At 61.8% G+C, this 24,914-nt stretch carries 24 protein-coding genes; 9 read left to right on the top strand and 15 right to left on the bottom strand.

Annotated elements, in window-relative coordinates:
- Nucleotides 1–38 precede the first annotated feature (38 nt).
- Nucleotides 39–281: a mycoredoxin gene (locus AC2YB9_RS05250; protein ID WP_487267706.1), complete on the top strand. Its 243-nt coding sequence runs from the start codon at nucleotides 39–41 to the stop codon at nucleotides 279–281.
- Nucleotides 282–293: 12 nt separating this feature from the next.
- Here AC2YB9_RS05250 and nudC read toward each other — a convergent pair whose 3' ends face one another.
- The 5 genes from nudC to moeZ form a co-directional block, all read right to left on the bottom strand.
- Nucleotides 294–1,166 (bottom strand): NAD(+) diphosphatase, encoded by an 873-nt coding sequence (nudC, locus tag AC2YB9_RS05245; RefSeq protein ID WP_487267705.1) that lies wholly within the window; start codon nucleotides 1,164–1,166, stop codon nucleotides 294–296.
- Nucleotides 1,167–1,186: 20 nt separating this feature from the next.
- A complete protein-coding gene (locus AC2YB9_RS05240) occupies nucleotides 1,187–4,345 on the bottom strand; it encodes an ATP-dependent helicase (RefSeq protein WP_487267704.1) in 3,159 nt (1,052 codons plus the stop codon).
- Nucleotides 4,342–7,566, bottom strand: coding sequence for an ATP-dependent helicase (locus AC2YB9_RS05235; protein WP_487267703.1), 3,225 nt, complete (start codon nucleotides 7,564–7,566; stop codon nucleotides 4,342–4,344). The genes AC2YB9_RS05240 and AC2YB9_RS05235 overlap by 4 nt, the downstream gene beginning before the upstream one ends.
- A gap of 65 nt (nucleotides 7,567–7,631) precedes the next feature.
- A complete protein-coding gene (locus AC2YB9_RS05230) occupies nucleotides 7,632–7,946 on the bottom strand; it encodes an MGMT family protein (protein WP_487267702.1) in 315 nt (104 codons plus the stop codon).
- 117 nt (nucleotides 7,947–8,063) lie between these two features.
- Nucleotides 8,064–9,272: an adenylyltransferase/sulfurtransferase MoeZ gene (gene moeZ, locus AC2YB9_RS05225; protein ID WP_487267701.1), complete on the bottom strand. Its 1,209-nt coding sequence runs from the start codon at nucleotides 9,270–9,272 to the stop codon at nucleotides 8,064–8,066.
- A gap of 96 nt (nucleotides 9,273–9,368) precedes the next feature.
- On the opposite strand from moeZ, the gene AC2YB9_RS05220 reads away from it, so the two are divergent.
- Both AC2YB9_RS05220 and AC2YB9_RS05215 read left to right on the top strand, forming a co-directional pair.
- On the top strand, nucleotides 9,369–10,052 hold the full coding sequence (locus AC2YB9_RS05220) for a TetR/AcrR family transcriptional regulator (RefSeq protein ID WP_487267700.1): 684 nt from the start codon (nucleotides 9,369–9,371) through the stop codon (nucleotides 10,050–10,052).
- Between the two features lie 2 nt (nucleotides 10,053–10,054).
- Nucleotides 10,055–10,276, top strand: a complete 222-nt coding sequence (locus tag AC2YB9_RS05215) for a DUF3107 domain-containing protein (RefSeq protein ID WP_487267699.1) — start codon at nucleotides 10,055–10,057, stop codon at nucleotides 10,274–10,276.
- 140 nt (nucleotides 10,277–10,416) lie between these two features.
- On the opposite strand, the gene AC2YB9_RS05210 is transcribed toward AC2YB9_RS05215, so the two are convergent.
- A complete protein-coding gene (locus AC2YB9_RS05210; RefSeq protein WP_487267698.1) occupies nucleotides 10,417–11,115 on the bottom strand; it encodes a ferritin-like fold-containing protein in 699 nt (232 codons plus the stop codon).
- Nucleotides 11,116–11,228: 113 nt separating this feature from the next.
- On the opposite strand from AC2YB9_RS05210, the gene AC2YB9_RS05205 reads away from it, so the two are divergent.
- On the top strand, nucleotides 11,229–12,632 hold the full coding sequence (locus tag AC2YB9_RS05205; RefSeq protein ID WP_487267697.1) for a DEAD/DEAH box helicase: 1,404 nt from the start codon (nucleotides 11,229–11,231) through the stop codon (nucleotides 12,630–12,632).
- Between the two features lie 56 nt (nucleotides 12,633–12,688).
- Here the strand turns inward: AC2YB9_RS05205 and AC2YB9_RS05200 are convergent, their stop codons facing one another.
- Together AC2YB9_RS05200 and AC2YB9_RS05195 are read right to left on the bottom strand one after the other, a co-directional pair.
- Nucleotides 12,689–13,387 carry a L,D-transpeptidase gene (locus AC2YB9_RS05200; protein ID WP_487267696.1) on the bottom strand — a complete coding sequence of 233 codons (699 nt, stop codon included), beginning with the start codon at nucleotides 13,385–13,387 and terminating at the stop codon, nucleotides 12,689–12,691.
- A 34-nt stretch (nucleotides 13,388–13,421) separates the two neighbouring features.
- A complete protein-coding gene (locus AC2YB9_RS05195) occupies nucleotides 13,422–14,237 on the bottom strand; it encodes a ParA family protein (protein WP_487267695.1) in 816 nt (271 codons plus the stop codon).
- A gap of 9 nt (nucleotides 14,238–14,246) precedes the next feature.
- Between AC2YB9_RS05195 and AC2YB9_RS05190 the strand changes: the two genes are divergently transcribed.
- Both AC2YB9_RS05190 and AC2YB9_RS05185 read left to right on the top strand, forming a co-directional pair.
- Nucleotides 14,247–15,023 (top strand): SDR family NAD(P)-dependent oxidoreductase, encoded by a 777-nt coding sequence (locus AC2YB9_RS05190; RefSeq protein WP_487267694.1) that lies wholly within the window; start codon nucleotides 14,247–14,249, stop codon nucleotides 15,021–15,023.
- Nucleotides 15,024–15,025: 2 nt separating this feature from the next.
- Nucleotides 15,026–15,862 (top strand): alpha/beta fold hydrolase, encoded by an 837-nt coding sequence (locus AC2YB9_RS05185; RefSeq protein ID WP_487267693.1) that lies wholly within the window; start codon nucleotides 15,026–15,028, stop codon nucleotides 15,860–15,862.
- Between the two features lie 78 nt (nucleotides 15,863–15,940).
- On the opposite strand, the gene AC2YB9_RS05180 is transcribed toward AC2YB9_RS05185, so the two are convergent.
- From AC2YB9_RS05180 to AC2YB9_RS05150, 7 genes are all read right to left on the bottom strand, one after another.
- Nucleotides 15,941–16,765 (bottom strand): PHP domain-containing protein, encoded by an 825-nt coding sequence (locus AC2YB9_RS05180; RefSeq protein WP_487267692.1) that lies wholly within the window; start codon nucleotides 16,763–16,765, stop codon nucleotides 15,941–15,943.
- Nucleotides 16,766–16,818: 53 nt separating this feature from the next.
- Nucleotides 16,819–17,385, bottom strand: coding sequence for a histidine phosphatase family protein (locus AC2YB9_RS05175; protein ID WP_487267691.1), 567 nt, complete (start codon nucleotides 17,383–17,385; stop codon nucleotides 16,819–16,821).
- Nucleotides 17,385–18,419: a MaoC family dehydratase gene (locus tag AC2YB9_RS05170; RefSeq protein WP_487267690.1), complete on the bottom strand. Its 1,035-nt coding sequence runs from the start codon at nucleotides 18,417–18,419 to the stop codon at nucleotides 17,385–17,387. The genes AC2YB9_RS05175 and AC2YB9_RS05170 overlap by 1 nt, the downstream gene beginning before the upstream one ends.
- Before the next feature lie 9 nt (nucleotides 18,420–18,428).
- Nucleotides 18,429–18,908, bottom strand: coding sequence for a YflT domain-containing protein (locus tag AC2YB9_RS05165; RefSeq protein ID WP_487267689.1), 480 nt, complete (start codon nucleotides 18,906–18,908; stop codon nucleotides 18,429–18,431).
- A gap of 48 nt (nucleotides 18,909–18,956) precedes the next feature.
- The gene (locus AC2YB9_RS05160) at nucleotides 18,957–20,150 is read right to left on the bottom strand and encodes an acyl-CoA dehydrogenase family protein (protein WP_487267688.1); all 1,194 of its coding nucleotides are present in this window, start codon (nucleotides 20,148–20,150) and stop codon (nucleotides 18,957–18,959) included.
- 100 nt (nucleotides 20,151–20,250) lie between these two features.
- The gene (locus AC2YB9_RS05155) at nucleotides 20,251–21,129 is read right to left on the bottom strand and encodes a DMT family transporter (protein WP_487267687.1); all 879 of its coding nucleotides are present in this window, start codon (nucleotides 21,127–21,129) and stop codon (nucleotides 20,251–20,253) included.
- 73 nt (nucleotides 21,130–21,202) lie between these two features.
- A complete protein-coding gene (locus AC2YB9_RS05150) occupies nucleotides 21,203–22,585 on the bottom strand; it encodes a WS/DGAT/MGAT family O-acyltransferase (protein WP_487267686.1) in 1,383 nt (460 codons plus the stop codon).
- A gap of 231 nt (nucleotides 22,586–22,816) precedes the next feature.
- Here AC2YB9_RS05150 and AC2YB9_RS05145 point away from each other — a divergent pair, with 231 nt between their 5' ends.
- The 3 genes from AC2YB9_RS05145 to AC2YB9_RS05135 all read left to right on the top strand — a co-directional run bounded on the left by AC2YB9_RS05145 (nucleotide 22,817) and on the right by AC2YB9_RS05135 (nucleotide 24,856).
- A complete protein-coding gene (locus tag AC2YB9_RS05145) occupies nucleotides 22,817–23,866 on the top strand; it encodes an alpha/beta hydrolase fold domain-containing protein (protein ID WP_487267685.1) in 1,050 nt (349 codons plus the stop codon).
- 5 nt (nucleotides 23,867–23,871) lie between these two features.
- Nucleotides 23,872–24,318 (top strand): hypothetical protein, encoded by a 447-nt coding sequence (locus AC2YB9_RS05140; protein WP_487267684.1) that lies wholly within the window; start codon nucleotides 23,872–23,874, stop codon nucleotides 24,316–24,318.
- Between the two features lie 112 nt (nucleotides 24,319–24,430).
- Nucleotides 24,431–24,856: an MOSC domain-containing protein gene (locus tag AC2YB9_RS05135; RefSeq protein WP_487267683.1), complete on the top strand. Its 426-nt coding sequence runs from the start codon at nucleotides 24,431–24,433 to the stop codon at nucleotides 24,854–24,856.
- Nucleotides 24,857–24,914: the final 58 nt, after the last annotated feature.

Here is a 24,914-nt window from a genome sequence, read left to right as displayed (position 1 = left end):
AGTGCCGCATTCAGGCTAACCGCCAAGGGAGACACAACATGTCCGAGCAGTTCACCATCTACTCCACTCCATGGTGCGGCTATTGCAAGCGCCTCAAGGGGCAGTTGGACCGTGAGGGCATCAGTTATCTTGAGGTCGACATCGAACTGGTACCCGAGGCGGCGCTGATCGTCGAAAAAGCCAATAAGGGCAGCCAGACCGTCCCGACGCTGGTTTTCGCCGATGGTTCGGCGCTCACCAATCCTTCGGTCGCCGAGGTCAAGGCCCAGCTTATCGCCTAGTCGTTGACCGGCTTATGACCACTTCCCGGTGATCTCGCCGCCGTGCCATTGTTCAACCAGCCAACGTGAGATCGACACGATCGGCGGCAATAACAATTGGGTGGCGGCGGTCAGTTCGGTGACTTCTTGTCGGGTAAACCAGCGCGCTTCCGTGATCTCATTTGAATCGACGGTGACCTCGGTCGATTGGGCATGGCCAAAGAAGCCCAACATGAGGCTCGAGGGAAATGGCCACGGTTGGCTGCCCGCATAGGTCACGCCGCCGACTTGGATGTCGGTTTCTTCCTTGACCTCACGACGTACAGCGTCGTCAAGCGACTCTCCCGATTCGACGAAGCCAGCCAATGTTGAGAAACGGCCCTCCGGCCAGCCCTTGCCGCGACCCAGAAGTGCGCGGTCTTGATCGTCGGTGATGAGCATGATGACCGCTGGATCTGTGCGCGGGAAATGTTCGGTGCCACACGACGGGCATACGCGGGTGTGTCCCGCCTGCTGCGGCTGGGTCACTGCGCCGCAATGCGAGCAATGCGTATTGGTTTGGTGCCAACGTGCCAAGCCCACCGCGTTGACGGCGAGCGAAGCATCCTCCGGCGCAATCGAGGGGCCCAACATACGCAGACTCATCGGGGTGAATTCGGGGGCGACGCGATCGACCATCACGGCAGCGAATCCTTGTTCGCCGCGGTAGCCGAGGAACACCCACTCCCCCTGTGGTGCGGCGTCGACGGTGAGCCAACGGATGCCCTTGCCTTGGCCATCTGCACCCAGGTTGGCGCTGACGTGTTCGCCGCCGACCACCATGACCAGCAGATTCGGCGTCATCCACTGGCCTTTGCGCAGAAAGGCCGAGCGATCGTGTTGAGCTGTCGAGAAGGCGTAGTCCACGATATTCAGGCTAGTCCTGATCAGCCGAGTCCGAACAGCGCCTCGAGTCCGGCCCGGTCGGGCAGATCGTCGAAGCGTTTCACCTCGCCCAGGCGTACGTAGTAGAACGCGGCAGTGACCTGGGCGGGATCGATACCTTGGAGTTCGGCCCAGGCGAGCCGATAGAGCGCGAGCTGGAGCGCATCAGCATTGGCGGTTCGGTTGGTCTTCCAGTCGACGACTTCGAAGCCGGCGGCGGTCCGATAGATCGCATCGATCCGACCGATAATCTGCTGGCCACCGAGTACGAGTGAGAATGGCGCTTCGACCGCGAAGGGCTCCTGCTCACAATAGGGTCCGGTGCGGAAGGACTCGGTCAACTCGAGCAGTTCGCTGTCATTGGCAACCTCCGCGTCCCCTTGCCCGGGCAGATCGCTTGGGTCAAGCAATGTCTGTTGGCCGAAGTGGGCTTCGACCCAGGCGTGGAACCGGGTCCCGAATCGAGCGGCAGTCGATGGCCGTCGCGGCATCGGCCGCGCTAGCTCGCGCAGCAACGCTGCTTTGTCATCGGCCAACCGCAGCGCCGTCGTCGCCGACAAAGTGGCCGGCAGCGTGACCGTATGGGTGGCTGACATGGCAGCGTCGGCTTCCTCGATCAGTAGGTCGATATCGGCGGTCAAACGTGTCATCCGGTCCAGTTGCTGCGATTCGGCTTGGCTCCCGGTTGCCACCGGGGTTTCGTCAGCGGCCCCATCGAGATGAGAACGTACGAGCACCGCGGCGTCGCGGCGTCGCTCGACGCCACCGACCTCAGCCGGCCACGGAACTTGGTCGAGCTGATCGAGGAAAGGGTTGGCGTCGTCATCGCCAGGGGCCGCAGCCCACGGTCCGATCGACAGGCCACGGTCGACGACCCAGTCATGCGCCGTTTCGAGAAATTCCGATGCGCCACGTGGTTTGATCTGGGTGCGCCCCCACCAGTGACCGCTGACGTGCAAGGCGTTCTTGGCCCGTGTGAATGCGACGTAACCGAGTCGTCGCTCTTCGTTGAGCCCTTCTTCCTTGTTGGCCGACTTGAATGCCTCGACCCCCTTGGAAGTCCATTGCGCGATGTCAGGCACCGTGTCGCGATCACCGCGCAGTGCGACCGGCAACACGGCGCTCTTGCTGAACCATGCGCCGCGTGATTGTCCGCTGGGGAACACCGTTGCTGCCATGAACGGGACAAAGACACATTCGTATTCGAGGCCCTTGGCCTTGTGTGCGGTCAGTAGCTTGACCGAGTCGGCGTCACTTGGGGCCGACACCTCCATACCTTTGTTGTAGTCGTTCTCGGCGGCTAGGTAGGCAAGCAGACCACGCAATGAGGCATAGGAGTCGGTTTCGGAATATGCTGCGATCGCCTCGAGCAACAGCGCGAGATTGTCCATTCCATTGCCGGTCGGCTGGACCTGTAGTTCCAGATCCAGATCGATTGTCCTAATGACGCGGCGAGCGAAGTCGACCAACGGCTCACCCACATGCAGACGGAGTCCACGCAGCAACCCGGCGAGTTGCGCGAACCGCGTCAAGGCTTCGGGCGAATAGGGCAGCGCACCTGGGTCTTCGAGCGCATCGGCGAGCGACACGACCTCGGTCGGATCGGTGCCCTCGACCGCGCGTTGGAGTTCGGCGGCTAGGCCATCATTGCCGGCCGGTAGGTGGATCGTGTTGATCAACTCAGCCGCGCGCTGACCCAACAGCGCCAGATCGCGTTGTCCGATCCGCCAGCGCGGACCGGTGAGCAGGCGTAGCAGCGCCGGATTAGCGGTGACGTCCTCAATGACCTCAAGCACCGAAAGCAGATCTTGGGTCTCAGGCTGGGACAACAGACCGTTGAGCCCGACGACCTCAACCGGAACACCATGACCGCGTAGCGCTCTGACGATCGCCCCGATCTCCTTGCCCTCACGTACGAGGATCGCGATCTCGCGCCACTCGTGCTGCGCGTGCGCCTCGACGATCGTTGCGACGACATGTTCGATCTCATCATCGACCGTCTCGAACAAGCCAACTGTGACCTCGCCGCTTTTTTCAAGATCAGCGGCTCGCAACGGGCTGACCACCGAGGTGCTGTCGTAATAGGGTTTGGCGAGCGTATTAGCGACGTCGATGATTGGTTCGGCACACCGTTGACTCACATCAAGCGTGTGCAGCACGCCAGTCGCGTCGTCCGCGCACGGAAAATGCGTGAGAAACTCGGCGAGATTGCCCGCAGCCGCACCGCGCCAGCCGTAGATCGCCTGTGCCGGATCGCCGACGGCGGTGACGTTATGTCCGCGGCCGTGCTCGGCGTCGGGGCCAGAGAACAAGTTTTTGAGCAAGTCGCGCTGGGCGACCGATGTGTCTTGATATTCGTCGAGCAGCACGGCGCCGAACCGTTCACGCAGCGCCTCGCCGACCGCCGGGAGCGCGGCAAGCTGCGCGCCCCAGGCCATCTGATCGGAGAAGTCCATTACGCCCGCCGCCGCCTTGGACTCGCGATAACGATCGACCAACCGGCTCAATTCGATCCGTTTGCGCGAGGTTGCGATGGTCGATTCTTGGAGCTTCCCAGTTAACCCACCCCTAATCACCGGTGTCGCCTGAATTTCAGCGATGAGGTGGTCGTCGAAGGCTCGCAACGCTTCCGTCTCGACAAGATGTTCAGCGAGTTCACCATCAAGTGCAAGAACATCGCCGATGAGGGTCGGGACGTGCGTCGACACGAACTCCAGCGGCTGCTGGTAGGTCTCGATGACCTTAGCCAGCCGCTGGAAGCGGGAGGCATCAGAAATGATGCGCAAGTCGGGTTCGATGCCGAGTCGAAGTCCATGCTCGGCGATCAACGTGCCCGCGAAGGCGTGATAGGTCGACACCGTCGGCTCGCCTGCACCTTCAGGATCAGCCGGTATGAGTGCCAATGCCTGGCGAATCTTGTGGCTAAGTTCGGCGGCGGCCTTATTAGTGAAGGTCAGGCCGAGAATCGTGGCCGGATCGATGTCCTCATGACCCACCAGCCAGACCACCCGCGCCGCCATGACAGTCGTTTTGCCCGATCCAGCGCCGGCAATGATGACCTGGGGTGCATCGGCCGGCGCGGTGATGGCATCCAATTGCGCACGGCTGAACGGGATCTGCATCAGCGCGCTCAGTGCGGCCGCATTATCGATTGCGTTCATGAGCGCTCTCCGTCCAGAATCGTCGCGCCCTCGGGTTGCGCCGGGCATACGCGTTTGAAGCTGCAGAATTGGCACGCCTTGGTCGATGGGGTGGCCGGAAACTCCTCAGCACGGATCGTATGGACCACGGAGCGAATCTGGTCGACCGCAAAGAATGGTTCGTCGACCGACGGCGCGGCCTGCGCTTGCACCTTCGGCATCCCCGGTGCCTTGGCGCCGGCATCATTGCGCAGCTGCACCAATTCGGCACCGCCTGAGCCAGCATCGGGAGCCAACTCGGCAGCAGCGCCCTGCTCGATCGCGACTTGGTAGAACCCGAGCTGTGGATGCTCAGCGATGTCCTTGTTATTTGGCGCGGTCTTGCTGGTTTTGAGGTCGATGACGTGGAGCTGGCCGTCAACATCGAGTTCGACCCGATCCATCGAACCGCGCAGGAGGACGGTTTCGCCGGCGATCTCGAAGTCGACTAAGAAGTGGTGTTCGGCCGCCAATGGGGTGCGCGCGTTGGCCAGATGCCAATGCGCAAATCGGCTAATCGCCTCGTGCGCATTGGCGCGTTCGCGCGCTCCGATCCACGGCGCGGCGAACTGGAGCTGGCCCCATACGGTCGCCAACTGCGCGTCGAGCGCCTCAACGTTGACGCTTTTCTGGCGGACAACGTCGGCGGCCAGAGCGTGCACGATCGAGCCAAATCCCTGGGCCGATGTGGTGGCACTCCCACCGTGGACCTTGCGGTCGAGGAACCAGCTGAGCGGGCAATCAATAATGGCACTGACTCCACTGGCCGATAATTTGAGTTGTTGCTCGGGATCGGTGACCGGCCGCTCACTGTGAGTGAGGTCAAGGACTCCCCACCAACGGTCCGGATGCGCACCGCGCGTGGCGAAGCGGTCGAGATGAGCAAGTCGGGCCAGTTGTTCGGCCGCCTTCGTGCGGATGAGCGGGCTGTCCGATGTTTCGACGGCCGTACGTAGCTCCGCAATTGCCCCACGCAGCGACAGCGGCCGGTCCGGACGCGGCAATGGTGGTGGGAGTGGATTGCCCTCGCCGACGCTGAACTGCTGCAGCTCGCGCAGGAACCGCGATGGTTGATCGCCGCCGGGCGATGAGCTCTCAATCGCCGTCACGATCAGTCGCTCGGTGGCCCGGGTGCAGGCGACATAAAACAGCCGGCGTTCTTCGGCGAGAGCTGTCGACGTCGGTGGGGCTTGACCGACACCACCCGGTTGCAGACGGTCGGACTGGAGCAGCGAGCCGCGATAGCGGACGTCCGGCCAAACGCCGTCTTGCACGCCCGCAACGACGACAAGTTGCCATTCAAGACCCTTGGACCGGTGCGCAGTCATGAGCCGCACCGCGGTGCCGCTGGAGCCACTATCGGCGAGGGTGTCGGCCGGGATCTGCTGGGCCTCAAGCTCCTCGAGGAAGTTGGTCACCGACCGGCGGTGCTGTTGTTCTTCGGCCCTGGCCGCAAGTGAGAACAGCGCACACAGGGCGTCGAGATCATGGTCGGCGCGCGCCGAGCCTTCGCCACCAGATTCGAACTCCGCACGCAACCGGCTCCCCCAATCCGTGCCTGCCCAAATGGTCCACAGAACCTGTTCGGGGGCCACCCGATCCTTAATCTGATCAGCGGCGGCATGCAGCAGGGCGGCCAACGCATGTGCCCGTTTGGCTGCTGCCCCCGTCGGTCCGTCGGCAAAGCCGCCGATGCGCAATGACACCGGGTCGGCGAGCGATGCAGCGATGAGTTCGGCCGAAGGTCGCGGCGTTTCGCCGGCAACCGCCGAGGCCTGCCGAAGGGCACGACCCAACCGCCGCAGGTCACCCGCATCAAGGCGGCCCAGCGGCCCAGTCAGCACGGCTTCGGCCTGGTCTTGGCCGATCGGGCGACCTACGCTCAGCGTCTCGGCGAGCCGCAACGCCGCCAGCAGCGCACGCACGGCCGGCTCCACCGCGAGCGGAACCTCATCTCCCGCGACGTCGACCGGCACGCCGGCGGCAACGAACGCCCGTTGCAATCGCGGCAGCGAAGCCCGCCCCGATCGAACCAGCACAGCCATCTGGCCCCACGGGATGCCTTCCCGCAGATGTGCTTCGCGGAGCATGAACGCCAATTGTTCGGACTCGGCCGCAGCCGTGGCGAACGTCCTGACCTCGATCGTGCCGTCGGTGACTGCCTTGGATTTTGGGTTGCGGAAGCGCTCAAACGCTTCCCGGTCTAGATGCCCCGCGACACCGATTCGGCCGATGATATCGCGCGATGCAGCCAGAATCTTGGGCCCAAAGCGACGGGTCGATTCGAGCGCGAGCATCGGCGCGGGGCCCGCCGGAGTGGCGAAATCGGTGCTGAATTTGAGGATGCCTGCGACATCTGCGCCGCGAAAGGCATAAATCGACTGGTCTGGGTCGCCGACCGCGATCAGGTCACGGCCATCGCCGGCGATCGCCTGCAACAACTGGACCTGCAACGGATCGGTGTCCTGATATTCATCGACAACCACCAGCCGGTAGCGCCGCCGCAACACTTCACTGATGTCGGGATCGGCGGCGATCTCCAATGCTTGGTAGACCAGATCGGAGTAGTCGATCGTATTTGCCTGCGCCGAGACCTCGAGATAGTGCTCGAAGAATCGCGCTGCGGCGCGCCAGTCCGGCCGGTCAGCAGCCTTGCCGGCCTGCGACATGTCGATCGGATCCATACCGAGCGACCGCGCACGCGCCATGATCGCCTGCAGCTCCCCCGCAAAGCCCCGCGTGCGCAGCGCCGGATGCAGGTGTGTCGGCCATTCCTCGGCCCCGGTCCCGTCAACAAGTTCTTTGATCATTGCGTCTTGCTCCGGTGCGCTGAGCAGCCGCAATGGATCAACATACGAGTCGGGATCAGCGAACTCGCGGACGAGGCCGTAACAGAACGAGTGGAACGTCATCGCGGGCGCGGCCGAAGTGGTGCGGCCAAGTCGCGCGGCGATGCTAGCGCGCAGGTGATCGGCGGCCTTGCGGCTGAAAGTCAGAACGAGTATTTGATCGGGGATGAGCCCGCGGTTGTCGATCCGATCCACGACTGTTTCGATCAATGTCGTGGTCTTGCCGGTGCCCGGGCCAGCCAGCACCAACAGCGGCCCGCCCGGATGATCGACGACTGCCTGCTGGCTCGGATCAAGCTGCAGCACCTCAATAGGACGCTGAGCGGGCGGCGTCAGCTCGTACTCGATCGGCATGGGTCCATCACACCAGATCGCACTGACATTTATCGACGGACCGAGGCATCCTCGAACCTACGTTTTCACGCTTGCTCGAACGGCCCATCCCACAACGCCCGTCGTATGTCGACCGCTTCGCCGCCAGCGCGCATCGGCGTGTCCTCGCGACGATATTCCTCCTGCGCGCGCCCATGATGCGATCGCGGCAGACTGCCATCGGCCCGTACGACCCGCCACCATGGCACGCCGCCACCATCACGGGCCATGACCGAGCCAACCTGCCGTGGGCCGCCATCGTCCAGAAGCTCGGCAATGACGCCGTACGACAAGACCCGGCCCGGGGGAATCTGCTCAACGAGCGACAGAACACGCTCGGTGAAATCTTCCGACAATGTCATGGCGCTAATTTCTCACCTACCCGCTGAGGTGGGGGCACCGCCCTGCACGAAGTGCTTGGGGGAGACATTTCGGCCCCTAAATATGGTTTTGGGGGCCGAAACGTCGGGCTCACGGTGTTAGTAAGCCGGTTGGCTGGGATCGATCTGGTTGACCCACGCCGCCACGCCACCGCCGACATGCACCGCGTCTGAATAGCCGGCGCCCTTGAGCACTGCGAGCGCCTCGGCTGAACGCGCACCGGACTTGCAGTACAGAACGCTCTGCTTATCGCTGGGCAGCTGTTCCAGCGCTTTGCCGTTGAGGAACTCACCCTTGGGGATCAGGATCGAGCCCGGAATCTTGTTGATCTCATACTCATTGGGCTCACGCACATCGACCAAGACGAAGTCCCGGCCACCATCGGCGCGCTCTTTGAGCCAACCGTCAAGCGTCGTGACCGAGATCGTCGAATTGGCAGCCGCCTCAGCCGCCTCGTCACTGATCGCGCCGCAGAACGCCTCATAATCGGGCATCAACTCGGTGATCGGCGCACCATTGGGATCGCGACCAATCTTGAGCGTTGTATAACGCATTTCGAGCGCGTCGTAGACCACTAGTCGCCCGATCAGCGGATCGCCGATGCCGGTGATCAACTTGATCGCTTCGGTGACCATGATCGATCCGATCGAGGAGCACAGAACGCCCAGAACACCGCCCTCGGCGCACGACGGCACCATGCCGGGCGGCGGCGGCGCGGGATAGAGATCGCGGTAATGCGGTCCTTCCTGGTTCCAGAACACCGAAACCTGACCCTCGAACCGGTAGATCGAGCCCCACACATACGGCTTATTGAGGATGACCGCGGCGTCATTGACCAGGTAGCGGGTCGCAAAGTTGTCAGTGCCGTCAAGGATCAGGTCGTACTGCGCGAAGATCTCGAGCACATTGTGATTCTCGAGTCGCTCCTCATGCAGGACCACCGAGATGAGTGGGTTGATCTCGGCGACCGATTCGGCAGCCGAAACCGCCTTGGACTTGCCCAGATCGCTCTGTCCGTGAATGACCTGTCGCTGCAGATTCGACTCGTCAACGATGTCGAAATCGATGATGCCAAGTGTGCCGACACCGGCCGCGGCCAAATACAGCAGCGCGGGGCTGCCAAGGCCGCCGGCGCCAATGATCAGGACCTTGGCATTCTTCAAACGTTTCTGACCGGTCATACCGACTTCGGGAATGATCAGGTGCCGGCTGTAACGACGGACCTCATCAATTGTGAGTTCAGCTGCCGGCTCGACAAGTGGCGCAACCACGTGTTTCTCCTCAGGTGCAGTGGGTATGACGGGCATAGGGAATAACACTTCGTCATGCCGCTATGTTCCCTGATCATCCACGGGTCGGCCCACAGCGTCCGCATGTTGAAACCGACCGACTAGGATCGACGAGTGACCGAAGCCGTATCTCCCCTGCGCCCGCGCACGAACCGTTTGCCGCGCAAGGCCCGTCGCGAACAACTGTTGGCGGTTGCGCTCGAAGTGTTCGTCGAGCAGGGCTATCACGCCGCATCGATGGACGAGATCTCCGATCGCGCCGGGGTCTCGAAACCGGTCCTCTACCAACATTTTCCCGGCAAACTTGATCTCTATCTCGCTCTGATCGAGTCCTCGGCCGACACCGTTGTCGACGGCGTACGCGCTGCGCTCGCTTCGACGGTCGATAACAAGCGCCGAGTTCAGGCCACGATCGCGCGTTGGTATGACTATGTGTCCGAGGCGAGCGCCGCGTTCCGCCTCGTGTTCGAGTCGGACCTCACCAACGAGCCCTCCGTACGCCAGCAGATCGACCGAGTGGTGCATGAGTCAGCCGCTCTGATCGCCGAAGTGATCCAGGAGGACACCGGGATGGCTAAGGCCGGCTCGCAACTGCTCGCAGTCAGCCTGGTCGGCATGGGTCAGATCGGCGCGCGTTACTGGCTCGACAATAATTCGACGCTCAGCAAGGATGAGGCGATCGAGCTCGCCGCCGGCTTGGCGTGGCGTGGCATCGGCGGTTTCCCGCGCAGCGATGAAGACAAGTCCGAAGATTTCAGAACGACCCGGAACAGCACCCAAGAACGTGGAAAGGAATGACCGTGGAGGTCAAAATCGGCGTGCAGAATGCCGCCCGTGAACTCAGTGTCGACACCGATAGCAGCGCCGATGAGGTGCACGCGGCGCTGACCGCTGCACTCAAGGACTCCGGTGTACTCACGCTCACCGACAGCAAGGGCCGCACCGTGATCGTTCCGGCTGACAAAATCGCCTACATCTCATTCGCGGAGGAGACCGGCCGGAAGGTCGGCTTCGGCGGCTAGTTCCTCCCGCCTCCGCGGGTTTACCACGTTCCCCCTGCAAGTTGAATCTCCCCGCGGCATACTTGCTGCGTTCGGATGAGGTTTGCCGTGGGACCGTGGTAAACCGGTTAACGGTGGTAAACCGGTTAACGGTGAATGGGTCAGGCGGCCAGGCCCAATTTGTCCATCCGCTTGGCGTGCGCCTCGGTGATTCGGGCGAACATCCGGCCGATCCCGGCCAGATCCATACCCGGTCGGTCGATCGATCCCACGAGCACCGAACTGAGCGCATCGTGTTCGGCGACCACCATCTGGGCTTGGCTGAGCGCCTCACCCATGAGCCGGCGCCCCCACAGGGCAAGCCGGCCACCAACTCGCGGATCGGTACGAATCGCCGAACGGATCGCGTCGATCACAAATTCGGAGTGGCCGGTCCCACTGAGTGTGTTAAGTACGAGTTCGCGGGTGTTCTCGTCGAGGTAGGCCGCGATCTCGCGATAGAAGTCGGAGGCAAGACCGTCGCCGACATACGCCTTGATGAGGCCCTCCAACCAGTCCGCCGGCGTAGTTTGGCGGTGGAATCGCTCGAAGGTCGTCGCGAACGGCGCCATGGCCGAAAATGGATCGACAGCAAGCTCGACGAGTCGATCGCGGAGTTTCGCGAAGTGGTCAAATTCGGCCGCAGCCATCGCCATGATCTCCACTTTGGTCGCCAATTCCGGCGCCATGGTCGCGTCCTCGGAAAGCCGTTCACAGGCGCTGAGCTCACCGTAGGAGAGACAGCCGAGGAGGTCGATCACGCCGGTAAGGTACTGCGGATCATCAAAAACAGCGGGCTTGGGGGACTTAGGTTTTGCCATGCTCCGCAGCGTAGCGTCAGAGCCGAACTGAATGCGCGTTAGACTGGTTCTAATTACCACATGAATCTCAAGATTAGAGAAGTCCCCTGACGACCTTTAGTGAACTGGGCGTTATGCCCCAAATTGCCGACGCGCTCAAAGAGACCGGCATCGAACATGCGTTCCCGATCCAGGAGATGACCCTCTCGGTCGCCCTGATGGGCAGCGACCTCATCGGCCAAGCTCGCACCGGAACCGGCAAGACTCTTGCGTTCGGCATTCCCGTGATCCAGCGTGTTGTCGCACCCCACGACGACGGTTACGACCAACTGGATGCGCCGGGCAAGCCGCAGGCACTCATTGTCGCGCCGACCCGCGAACTCGCGATTCAGGTCGCCAGCGACATCAATGTCGCTTCGGCCAAGCGCGGCACCCGCAACCTCACAATTTATGGCGGCGTCCCGTATGAGGGCCAGCTTGATGCGCTCACCAGCGGGATCGACATCGTTGTCGGCACCCCCGGTCGGCTGCTCGACTTGGCCAATCGCGGCGCGCTCGATCTGTCGCACGTGAAGTCGCTTGTCCTCGATGAGGCCGATGAGATGCTCGACTTGGGCTTCCTGCCCGATGTCGAGTCGCTCCTCGCCAAAACGCCGGACAGCCGCCAGACGATGCTGTTCTCGGCCACGATGCCGAGCGCGATCATCTCGTTGGCGCGCAAGCACATGCGCAATCCGATGAATATCCGCGCCGAATCCGGCGAGGACAACCAGATGGTGCCCGAGACCGCACAGTTCGTGTGGCAGGCCCATGACATGGACAAGCCGGAAATTGTCGCCCGCATTCTGCAGGCTGACGAAGTCGGTCGTGTCATCGTCTTCACCCGCACCAAGCGCACTGCGCAGCGGGTTGCCGACGATCTCAAAGAACGTGGCTTCCCGACCTCGCCGTTGCATGGTGACATGGCGCAGGTGGCCCGCGAAAAGGCGCTCACCCGCTTCCGTGACGGCAAGATCGACATCCTCGTTGCCACCGACGTCGCCGCCCGCGGCATCGATGTCGAGGGCGTCACCCACGTCATCAACTACAACTGTCCCGAGGATCACAAGACGTATGTCCACCGCATCGGTCGTACTGGCCGCGCTGGACACTCCGGCATCGCCGTGACATTCGTCGACTGGGCCGATCTGGTTCGTTGGAAGATGATCAACAAAGAACTCAAGCTGCCCTTTGATGAGCCGCGCGAGACCTACTCGACGTCTGATCACCTGTTCGAGGAGCTCTGCATCTCGCACGATGTCAAGGGTCGTCTCGTCGATCCCAGCCCGACGGCCAAGGATGACCGCAAGTCATCAAGTCGTCCCGGTGGCGGACGCTCCGACGGCGGACGTCCCAACAAGGATCGCAATAACGGCCAGCGTCGCGACGGCGACAAGCAGCGTGAAGGCAGCAGCAAAAGCGAGGGCGGCCAGCCACGTCGGCGCAACCGCAATCGCAATCGCACCCGCAGCGGTGCACCAGTGAACGTAGCCGAATAGCGCGCAACGCAATTCACGAACGAACGCCCGCCGGTTCTCCGGCGGGCGTTTCGCGATCAGGCAGTGACGACAACCTTGGTTCCGACCGGAGCAAAGTTCCAGAGTTTGATCGCATCCGGGCGATTCTGACGTATGCAGCCCGAGGACAGCGGGGTGCCAAGCTGAGCGGTCGTCTGCAACACCTGTCCACCGTTGCTGACCGGGATGTCATGGAAACCAATCGCGGCATTTTTGCCACGAGTGAACTGGACAAAATAGTTCATGTGGCTCTTGTAGTCGTAAGCCGTGGCGTCCATCTGGTGGAGTTGCACGGCATAGGTGCCCGGGTTGAGGTTGTCGTGGGTGCTGCCCGATACCAAATAGGTGTCGGCGATCGCACCGTTGGCCTCGACGAGCCAGACCCGCTGATCGCTCTGGGAGAAGACGACACGTCGGCCAGTGCCCGAATCGGCCGGCAACACGGCACTCTTCGTCGCCACGGCGCTTGTCTTCGACACCGTCTTCTTGACCGGCGCGGCCACGATCGTGGCGATCGCGGCCCGCTCAAACGCGGACGAAGCACTCTGCGAGGCCGACAACGGCGAGTCCTGGAAATGCGGGAATAGGCCGATCCCGGCCGTACCAATGAGAACGGTCAGGGCAATCGCAGCGGCAAAGATGCCAGCCCGGCTGCGTTCACGAACCATACGGTGTGAGCCGCCCGCCTGACCGAACGAATCGGTCGTACGTCGACGAGGTTCATACCGATTGGACACAGGTTCAGTCTACCTGGGAATCGGGATCACCCGGTCATCGCAGCAGCGCGGCGGCGACTTGACGATATGCCTCGGCACCCTTGTGGGTCTTGGATGTGCTCAGGATCGAACGGCCGATCGCTGGCGACTCCGCGAACCGAATCGTCTTGGGAATCGGCGGCATCAGGACGTCGAGGTCGTAGTTGTCGCGAATCGCATCCAACACGGTGTGCGAGTGCCGAGTACGGCCGTCGAACATCGTTGGCAGTACACCGAGGATTTCAAGTGACGGATTGATGTATTCCCGTACGTCGTGGATCGTGTCCAATAATTGCCCCACCCCGCGGTGCGACAACGTCTCGCACTGCAACGGGATGAGCACTTTATTGGCCGCAGACAGTGCGCCGACGGTCAAAACGCCCAACGTAGGCGGGCAATCGATCACAACCCAGTCGTAGTCGGCCGCGACCTTATCCAATGCAACGCGTAGGCGCTGCTCTCGGCCGGTGCGATTGACGAGCCCCTCCTCAGCCTGGGTCAACGTGATGTTCGCCGGCAACAAGTGCATGCCATCCTCGGTCACCACAATCGCGTCGTCGGGTTTCTTCGTACCAAGAAGAACTTCCGCAACCGTGACGTTGAGTTCTTCCGGATCAATGCCAAGTGAGAAGGTCAGGCAGCCCTGTGGATCCAGGTCGACCAGGAGAACGCGTTGCTTCAACTCGAACAGGGCAGCGCCAAGTGAAGCCACGGTCGTGGTCTTGGCGACGCCGCCTTTCTGATTGGCCACAGCAAGAGTCGTCGTCATGTCGACCATTCTGCCAGCACACTTGATGACTCCTCCGCGCAACGCGCGAAGCGCATTTGACATGCTTGGACTATGGCCCAATCTTCGTCTGCACCAACTCGAGCACTCATCACCGGCGCCACCGCCGGAATCGGAAATGCGTACGCCCGGGCCTTGGCCAAACGCGGCTACGATCTGACCCTCGTCGCGCGCGACACCGCTCGACTCGATCAGGTCGCCGCCGAACTCGGCGCGAAGCACGGCGTTAGCGTCGACGTGATCAGTGCAGACCTCGCAACACCCGATGGTGTCGAGCGTGTGGCCAATGCGGTGACCAGCACCGCGATGCCGATCGATTTGTTGATCAACAATGCTGGCTCATCCCTGCCGAACTGGTTCGGTTCAAGCGATATTGCTGCCGAAGATCACCAACTCGATCTCATGGTGCGTGCCCCTATGCATCTGACCGATGCGGCCATTAAGTCGATGTCAGGCCGCGGATACGGCAAGATCATCAATGTCGCAAGCGTTGCGGCTTTCACCCCGCGGGGTACCTATTCAGCGCACAAAATGTGGATCGTCAACCTCAGCCGTTGGGCTAACAATCAGTACGCAGACGCCGGCCTGACGATCATGGCGGTCTGCCCGGGATTCACCCACACCGAATTCCACCAGCGTATGGGCGCCCGTACCGACAACATCCCGCGGTGGATGTGGCTCAAGGCCGACAAGGTCGTCAAGGCGTCACTCAAGGACCTCGACAAGGGCAAAGCGGTGTCGGTCCCGAGCCTGCGCTACAAGATTCTCGCAACACTCGCGCAGTATGTGCCCAGCAGCATCGTGCAACGACTCGCCAAGATCGGCCGCTGAGCGTGAGCATTCCTCGCACTCTAAAACTTCCCGCTGGCGTCAGCGCCCAGGCGCTGTCAACGGCACGCGGCGAGTTCGCGACCCAAACCGCGCAAGCTGTCGGCGACGCACGTGGCCATGTGCTGTTGGTCCCGGGCTGGACCGGCAGCAAAGAAGACTTCACCCCGCTGTTGCCATTCATCGCCGCCACCGGACTCGATGTCACCGCATACGACCAACGCGGCCAGTTCGAAACATTCGGCGGTGCCGATGATGATTATTCGCTCGAAGGTTTCGCCGCCGATGCGGTTGCGGTGCAGCAAGCATCAGGTCACCCGAAGAGCCATCTGCTCGGCCACTCATTCGGCGGGCTGGTTGCACAAAATGCGGTACTTGCCGATGCGGGTGTCTGGGCGAGCCTGAGCCTGCTCTGCACTGGCCCGGGGCCGCTGGGCAAGAACGACTCAGAGGTCCGTCCGCTTCAGATGCTGGCCGACGCAATTGGTGTTGTCCCGCTCGCGCAGATCCACGAGCTGCGCGAGAAAATGACCGGAATCAAACGAGCACCCGAAATCGCCGAGTTTTTGGCTCATCGATTCAGCGCCAATGCTCCCGCGTCGCTCAAGGCGATGACGGAGATCTTGATCAACGCGACGGATCGAATCGATCAGGTCGCCGCACTCGATCTACCCAAGTGGGTAGGTAGGGGCAAGAATGATGACGCGTGGCCGCATGATGTTCAGGCCGACATGGCCAAGCGGCTCGGTGTCGACATCGTCATCATCCACGACTCCGCACACTCCCCTGCGGTCGAGAACACCGAAGAAACCGCCGAAGCACTGGAAAAGTTCTGGGCCTAGGCGTCGTCCCCAAGATTTGGCCGATCATGCGCCGCAGCAAGCGATTTTTTTGATGCACCACCCGTCACATCTTGGTGATCATCGCGCCATCAAGCGTTCGAACTCTTTGGGATCGGTCGTGTTGCAACCCAGATCGAAGCCGACCTTTCCGGTGCCGTGATAGTCACTGGATCCGGTCGGGACGAGATCAAGTTCGCGCGCAATCTGCCGGAGCGATGCTCGTGCCTCGGCATCGTGATCGTTGTGGTCGACTTCGATGCCGGCCAGTCCGGCGGTCTTAAATTCAGCAAGCCGAGTCGGTGTGAGCACCTGCTGGCTGCCACGACCCCAGGGATGGGCGATAACCGCGACTCCGCCGGCCGCATTGAGCAGCCCGATGCCGGTTGCCAGCTCGATGCCGTAGCGGGCGACGTATGCGGGCCGCCCCGGCTTGAGGAATTTCTCGAAGGCTTCGGTGCGATCGGCCACGATGCCTTGGGCAACGAGTGCGTCCGCGACATGCGGGCGACCGGTTGCGGCCGCCTTGCCTGACCACGCTTCAACATCGGCCACGGTGATGTCGATTCCCAGCGATCGCAAGCATTCGAGCATTGCCGGCAATCGGCTGGTGCGACCGTCAAGGACGAGATTCAACTCGTCGACAAGCGGCTGATTCAGCGGATCAAAGCGATAGCCCAGAAGGTGGACACTCTTTCCCTCGCACAGACAGGACATCTCGATGCCACGAACCAGCTCGATGTCGGCATTGGCGGCGGCATCAGCTGCTTCGTCCCAACCGACCGTGCTGTCGTGGTCGGTCAGCGCCACGACGTCGAGGCCAGCGGTCTTCGCCTTCTCCACCAAAATACCCGGGTCGTCGGTGCCGTCGGAACGGTTGGAGTGAGTATGCAGATCGATGCGCACGCAATCACCATACCGAGCCGACACTACAATGCGTCGGGGCGCGCCCCGACCGGTCAGGCATTCCAGCGCAGGATCGCCGGAACCTCGCGTTCGAATCCCAGAACCGAGATCGTTGCGGTGTCCAGATCAAAGACTCGCCCCTCGACGACCTCAAACCCGAGCCAACGGGCAGCCAGCACCCGGAGTGAATGACCATGTGCGAACACCAGCGTCTTGTCCTCACAGGCGCGGGCGCGCGCCACAACGCGATCCAATCGGGCGCCGACCTGATCGGCGGATTCACCGCCCGGGCATGGATGAGTCCAGACCGTCCAGCCCGGCACACTCTGCCGGATTTGCGCGGTCGTGATGCCTTCGTAGTCGCCATAATCCCATTCGGCAAGATCGGCATCGATCTCAGCAGCAGGGAAACCAGCGAGCGCTGCGGTATGCGTTGCGCGCAGGCGCGGGCTGGTCAGCACCTGAGCGAACTCGATGCCCGCGAGCCGGGACACCAGAGTTCTCGCAGCGGCCTCGCCAGCAGCGGTCAGATCGAGATCAGTGACCGACGTATGCCGGCCCGACGCACTCCATTCGGTCTCGCCGTGGCGGATCAACCAGAGTTCACCATGGTGCGCCATCAGTTCGGAATCAATACCCAGTAGTCGAGGTCCAGCAGGACACCAGATGCATACTTGCCATCGGCAGCGCGCAACGTCATCGACGTGTCGCAGCCCTTGGTGGCCACCAACCGAAGCCGCAGCGCGCCGACGCCGGGGGCTGCGGTCTCGGCTTTATCAAGTACTTCGGACCAGGCGTAAATCGTGTCGCCCGCGAAAGCAGGAGCAGTATGCGCTCCGCCGTTGATCGCGGAGATCAGTTGCGCATTGGCCAACCCATTGAACGACAACGCGCGCGCCAACGAAATGATGTGTCCGCCATAGACCAGACGCGTCCCGTCCGGACGTGCCTCGACATTGAAATGGACCTTTGCCGTGTTCTGCCAGAGCCGGGTCGCCAGCATGTGTTCAGGATCGGTCAGCGTCACACCGTCGACGTGATCGATCTTCTCGCCCACCTCATAGTCACCCCACCGGTGCGACTCACCGGCTGCGGTGAAGTCATAGCTGCTGAAGTCGAGTCCGATGGGAAGAATCAAGTCTTGTGGTGCGACCGCTTCGGCAAGTTCGGGAATCACCGTCGTCGGGGCGGGAGCATCAAGATCGCGCTTGTGCACCATGACCCAGCGGGCCCATTCGAGACTCACCTCGCCACGCTGATTGGTTGCGGTTGAGCGGACATACACAACGCCGGTCTTGCCGCTGGAGTTCTGTTTGAGCCCGATGACCTCGGACTTTGTGCTGAGTGTGTCGCCGGCTAGGACAGGTTGATGAAATCGGCACTCTGCGTAGCCAAGATTCGCGACTGCGTTGAGCGAAATGTCCGGGACGGTCTTGCCAAATGCGATGTGGAAGGCGATCAGGTCTTCAACCGGGGCGCCGGCAAGGCCGACTGAGGCCGCGAACTCGGCCGACGACGGCACCGCAAAGCGGGTCGGATAAAGCGCGCCGTAGAGCGCCCGATCGCCTTCGGTCACGGTGCGCGGCGTCGCATGCTCAAGCACGCTGCCAATCGTGAAATCCTCGAAGAAGTTGCCTGGATTCGTCTTGCTCATCGCGTCCTCTCAGCCGGCGAAGGGATCGTGGCCGGGCATCGTGGTCAGCAGTTGCTGCGCGTTGGCCAACAGTTTGTGTTCGACGAGCACTTCATACTTCGTGGCGACGACCTGTTTGACCGAGCTGAAATCACGTTGACCGCGGGTTGCGGCATAGCCAAGCAGGCCCCAGACGAGGCCGAAAATCAGACCAATTCCCACCGTACTGATAATCGTCGAGAAGCCCTGCCCTTTCTCCGCAAAGATGCTGAAGAGCAGACCGATCAGTAGTCCCAGCCAAGCGCCAGAGGCCGCGCCGGCCATCGCAACGCGGCTCCACGTAAGGCGTCCGGTGACGCGCTCAATCTGTTTCAACTCGGTTCCGACGATGAGGCAGTTCTCGACTGCGAACTCATTGTCAGACAGGAAATCGACCGCTTTTTGTGCGTCCGCATAGTTGCCGTACACGCCGAGTGATTGCGGATATTCGAGGGAAAACGTTGGAGTCATGAGACCAGCCTAGATGGGGTGCAATAGCACGCGGAGATCGTGCAGATTTTAGAGTTTGTAATCCTCGAGCAACCGGCGGCCAATGATCATCTTTTGGATCTCGGCGGTGCCTTCACCGATGAGCAGCATCGGGGCCTCCCGATAGAGGCGCTCAATTTCGTATTCCTTGGAGAAGCCGTAGCCGCCATGGATGCGGAATGAACTCTCGACCACATCGCGGCAGAACTCGGCGGCGAGATATTTGGCCATACCGGCTTCGAGGTCGTTGCGGGCGCCCGAATCCTTCTTGCGCGCGGCGGTAACGACCATCTGGTGCGCGGCCTCAACCTTGGTGCCCATGTCAGCGATTCGGAACAGGATGCCCTGGTGCTCGGCGATCTTCTTGCCAAACGTTTCGCGCTGCTGCGCATACGAGACGCCTAACTCGAAGGCTCGATTGGCCAGCCCAACTGCGCGGGCGGCGACGTTAACGCGACCGACCTCGACGCCATCCATCATCTGGTAGAAACCCTTGCCCGGCACGCCGCCAAGGATCTGATCAGCAGAGATCTTGTGACCCTCGAAGATAAGTTCGGTCGTGTCGACGCCCTTGTAGCCCATCTTCTCGATCTTGCCCGGGACCGTGACACCTTGCGCGGTCTCGCCGAAGCCCGATTCCTTCTCGATCAGGAATGTCGTCATGTTCTTGTAAGGGGTCGCGCCACCCTCATCGGTCTTCACCAGCACGGCCACCAGATTCGACGAACCACCGTTGGTGAGCCACATCTTCTGGCCGTCGATCGTGTAATCGCCGTCCTCGCCCTTGACCGCCTTGGTCGTGATTGCCGCTACATCCGAACCAAGCGCCGGCTCCGACATCGAGAATGCGCCACGCGTCTCCCCGGTGGCCATCTTTGGCAGATATTTCTGCTTCTGCTCGTCGGTGCCATGGTGCATCAGCATGTAGGCCACGATGAAGTGCGTATTGATGACCCCCGAAACGCTCATCCAGCCGCGTGCGATCTCTTCAACGACCAACGCGTAGGTCAGCAGCGATTCGCCAATGCCACCAAACTCTTCGGGAATCATGAGCCCGAAGATGCCCAGATCCTTGAGTCCCTCAACGATCTGGGTTGGGTATTCATCCTTGTGCTCGAGCTCGGTGGCAACCGGAAGAATCTTCTCGTCCACGAACTTGCGGACGGTCTTCAGGATTTCCTCCTGAATATCGGTAAGACCTTCGGTGGTGGCGAGACGACCCATCAGGGACTCCTAGGAATAGCGGTGATGACCTGTCAACTCTACCGAGATCGGTTGGTCCCGTCGTCAGTACCCGGCGGTGAGGCTCGCCACGTGGCGCGGTTCAACCGGGGAGAACTGCCTCATTTGAACGTTGCGTGCGGTTGGTCGCGACAATGATCAGGCCCAGCAGAAGCAGCGCCAAACCCGCATACACGGCCCGCGGTGGGGTCTGACCGAGGAAGGTTCCGGCAATGAGCGCTGCGCCCGGCACCTCAAGCAGAAGCAGCAATGAGATCACCACGGGGCTCATCACCGCAAGCAGATGATTGAACAACGAATGGCCGAGCAATTGGGCGCATACCGTCACGCTCCCGATCAACAGCCAAGCCTTGACCGAATAGCCCGCAAAGTTGTCCCCGTTGATCAGCATCGCCGCGGCGAGGGCCACCGCACAGCTTCCATAACAGCTGAATGTGTAGACCGTTGTGGACAGCGTCTTGCGGAGGTCATTGCCGATGACCAGATACAAGGCAGCGAACAATCCGCCAGCGATCGCGAGCAGGTCGCCGGCGATTGCGCGGTTGGAGACCGTGAAGTCAAAGCCCGAGATCACCAGGACGCCCGAGATGGAGATGGCTGATCCGACCAGGACCGCTCGGGCCGGGCGTACGCCGCCGATTCGATCAATCAAGACAACCCAGATCAGCTGGGTCGTGACGAGCGCCGTGGCGGCCGCAACCGAAGTCAGTTTGAGCGCCGCAACCCACGTGCCGAAATGGAGCGCCAGCATGACTCCCGCAAGTACACACCGCAGCCAGCGCGCACGCCCGATCGCGGCGACCTCACGGCGATTCAGTCCCAGTGCAAAAGGTGCGATGAGCGCGGTTGCTCCCGCATTGCGCCAGAACGCGATCGCGAGCACCGGTGCCGCGGTGGCCGCCATTAACGGTCCCGACGCCGAAACGCCAACGATGGCGATCACAGCAAGCAGGACTGGCACGAAACAAGTCTGCCGTAGATAGCTCGCAGCGACGCATCCACCGCAGGCCAGGTATGCGGACCAGCCCGAAGTTCTAGCCCCAGGACTTTTCGAGCTCGGCCAGCGCGGACTCAAGATGGGTGAGCATCCGTTGCAGATGTGGAACGCTGCGACGGCAGCCGATTACGCCGAAATCAAGATATTTGTCGCGACTGCATAGCGTGATGTTGAGCGCGAGGCCGTCGGTGACAATCGACACTGGGTAAAGCCCGTCGAGCTTCGCGCCGTTGAAATACATCGGATTCTTCGGTCCCGGAACATTGGACACCACGACGTTGAATGGCGGCGAACCATACTTTAGGAAGCCCGGCACCGGCGCCAGCACGATGGGCGCCATCTGCAATGCCGAGAAGGCCAGGATCTGGGTCGCGGTGAGCCCGGACATAATTTTCTTGGCCCGTCCCGACGAGTAGGCGATTTCTTCGAGCCGCGTGGCGCCGTCGCGTTTGTCGGTCGCGAGATTGACGATGATCATGCCGACCGAGTTGCCGCCGCTGTCATCACTCTGGCCGGCCGACTCAGCGCGCAACGTCAGTGACACCGGCACCATCGCGGTCATCGGTTCGCCCGGCAGCGCATGCTGTTCGATCAGGTAGTCGCGCAGACAGCCCGACACCATCGCGAGCACCACGTCATTGAGCGTCGTACCCGAGGAACGAGCGACGCGTTGGATCCGTTCGATCTCCCAGGACTGCGCAGCAAAGCGACGTGCTCCCCCGACCTGCCCGTTGAGCATCGTCTTGGGCGCGGCAGGCAGCGCAATGTCGCCATCTCGAATGATCTGATTGACGATCTTGAGCGAGGCGGGTGCAAGGCCCGCAACGTCCCCAGCAACATGAAGGCCAGAGCGCAGGAGACCCATCGGGCTGAGCTCAAAACTCGCCGACGCTGATCGCGGTCTCGGCTTCTGCGCCCACGGACCAACACAGTCGCGCGCCTCGGAATCCTCGCTGAGCGAGTTGCGCATCAGCTTCAGCGCGGAGACGCCGTCGACCATTGAGTGGTGAACCTTCGTATAAACCGCGATCCGCCCATCGGCCAGTCCTTCAATGACGTGTGCCTCCCATAACGGCCGATGCCGATCCAGCAACGAGCTATGCAGTCGCGACACGAGTTGCAAAAGTTCTCGGATACGTCCCGGACCCGGCACCGCAGAGTGCTGAATGTGATAGTCGAAGTCGATCGTCTCGTCGACCGACCACCACGTGTTGCCCAACGACCCGACCGGTTCGGCAGGACGCTTGCGAAAGCGTTCCGAAACATAATCATTCGCTCGGACCGTCGCCAGCAGTTCGCGTGCGAACTCCGGGCCCGCGTCCTTCGGCGGAACAAACAGCTGCAGGCCACCCACATGCATCGGATGTTCGCGCGATTCGGCAAGAAGAAACATCGAATCGGTCGGCGGCATGAACGGCATGTTTCATCCTCACAATTGATCGGGTTAACCGGAGGTTACACCGGCTGCATTGAGTCTGCGTTAAGCCCGCGTACCGACCGCCGCCGAACTTCGTCGGTTGGACCCGCGTTCGACAAATCGGTGGGTTACCGCACGCTGAGCGAGTGGTGGGGTTAGTCTTTCACCGTCGTGTGGTGCAAGTCACTAGATGTGAACAGTTCGCAAACGTTCGGTTCGCAGGGAGGATGTCGAATGAGTTCGCATCTGTCGTTAGCCGTCAAGCCGCACTTCATTAAGGGCACCAGCCGGCAGGCTAAATTCCTCGGATTCGGTCTCCGGCACACCGTACGACCGCTGCTCAATGTATGGGCGCAGCTCCCGTTCCGGCCAGTCCCGCCGAATCTGATCGAGCACGCGGCCAGAATCCTCCCTGCCCCCGGGGGGACGATGTGGCGGCCCGTCGACCTCAGTGACTGTCGGGCCGAATGGCTGCAGGCCAAGGGCGTCAATGACATCCACGCGGGCAACGAACGAGCAATTCTCTATTTCCATGGCGGTGCGTTCGTGACCTGTGGGCTCAATACCCATCGCACGCTCGCGGCCCGCATCTCCTATACCGCCGAGCAGCCGATCCTGAATGTCGGCTATCGCCAGATGCCGCATGACCCGTTGTTGAACACCGTCGATGACTGTGTCGACGGTTTCCGCTGGCTTCTGGACCAGGGCTACCAGGCAAAGAACATCACCGTTGCTGGCGACTCGGCCGGTGGTTATTTGGCGTTCTGCGTGGCGCGCGCGGTGATCGACAACGGCTGGGGCCGTCCTGCCGGAGTCGTTGCGCTCTCACCGTTGCTCGATTTCGACCCGACCGGCAAACTCAATCACCGGAACGCCAATCGTTGCGAAACGTTCCCGCCAGCGGCAATTGCACGGCTGACCGAATTCGCCGACGACCTTGATGTCCGGCATGGAGTGGCCGGTCAGGTCATCTGCCCGGTCGATATGAACAAGGACGACCTGCCACCCAGCCTCATCACGATGGGATCGCACGAGGTGTTGCTGGCCGATGCCGAACTCATGGCCAACCGGTTGGCTTCCGCCGGAATCCCCTGCGATCTGCAGGTGTGGGACCGCCAAGTTCATGCCTTCCAAGCGGCGGCGGCATGGCTTCCCGAAGCGCGCGCCTCGATCAAGGAAATCGGCAGCTTCATCCGCAATCTCGAGACGGTCGACGTACCACGCGCCACGACCGTTCGGGCGCCCAGAACGACCCAAAGCCGCAAGGTGGCCAGCGTAGGCTGAACTGCATGACCGACTTCGCGCAGGCGCTCGTCGCCGAGCTAGCCCGCAAGTCGGGATTGTTGTGGGTTGCCTATTCCGACCAGACGCATCCGGTTTGGCACGAGTGGGTCGATGACGCCGTATGTGTGGTCGTCGGGGGCGACGAGCAGCCATTGCCCGATGTCACCAATCAATCTGTCGTTACGTTGCTGTTGCGCAGCAAAGCTACTCGGTTCTTGATCGCCGCGGCCGAGGCCGAGGTCCACGTCCTTACTCCGAGCGATGACGCCTGGGACAGCGTGACAACCGCCCTTCGCAATGGCCGACTTAATCTGCGCGATCGCGACACGGCAACCGAGCGCTGGGCACGCGAATCGACCGTCCTTCGTTTCGTTCCCACCGGCGTCATCACCCAAGCACCCGAACTCGATGCCACGATCGGCCAGTCGGTACCGAAGTTGTCCCGCCGGTGACAGCACAGGTCGTGGCAGTCGCACACGATGGCGAACACCGCTTCAGCAAGTCCCGCAACCGAACGTCACGCTACTGACCGGGCTCGGTGTCCAGGGCGATGCACATCTCGGTGTGACTGTTCAACATCGTTCACGAGTCGCCAGGGACCCAACCCAGCCCAACCTGCGTCAAGTACACCTCATCCACACCGAATTATTCGACGAGCATGCGGTCGTAGGCTATCTCGCCCGACCCGGTCAACTTGGCGAAAATGTTGCCACCCGAGGGCTTGATCTGCTCGGCCTCCCGACCGGGACAACGCTACGGCTCGGTCCCGATGCCATCGTCGAAATCACCGGGCTCCGCAATCCCTGCAAACAGATCGAGCAGTTCCAGCCCGGGCTGTTAAAGCAGGTCGTCGTGCACGAATCCGGCGGTGAACCCATTTTTAAGGCCGGTGCCATGGGCGTCGTGCTCGCTGACGGAAAGGTCTCGGCCGGCGACCGGATCGACGTGCGCCTGCCCACCGGAGTGCATCGGCCACTGCAACGGGTCTGATAGCGACCCGATTGCCGACAGCGACCGGTAAGGTTTGACCGTGATCACCCCACGTAAC

This window comes from Aeromicrobium changchenzhani, from assembly GCF_057586615.1.
This window is presented reverse-complemented; position numbering and strand designations above follow the sequence as displayed.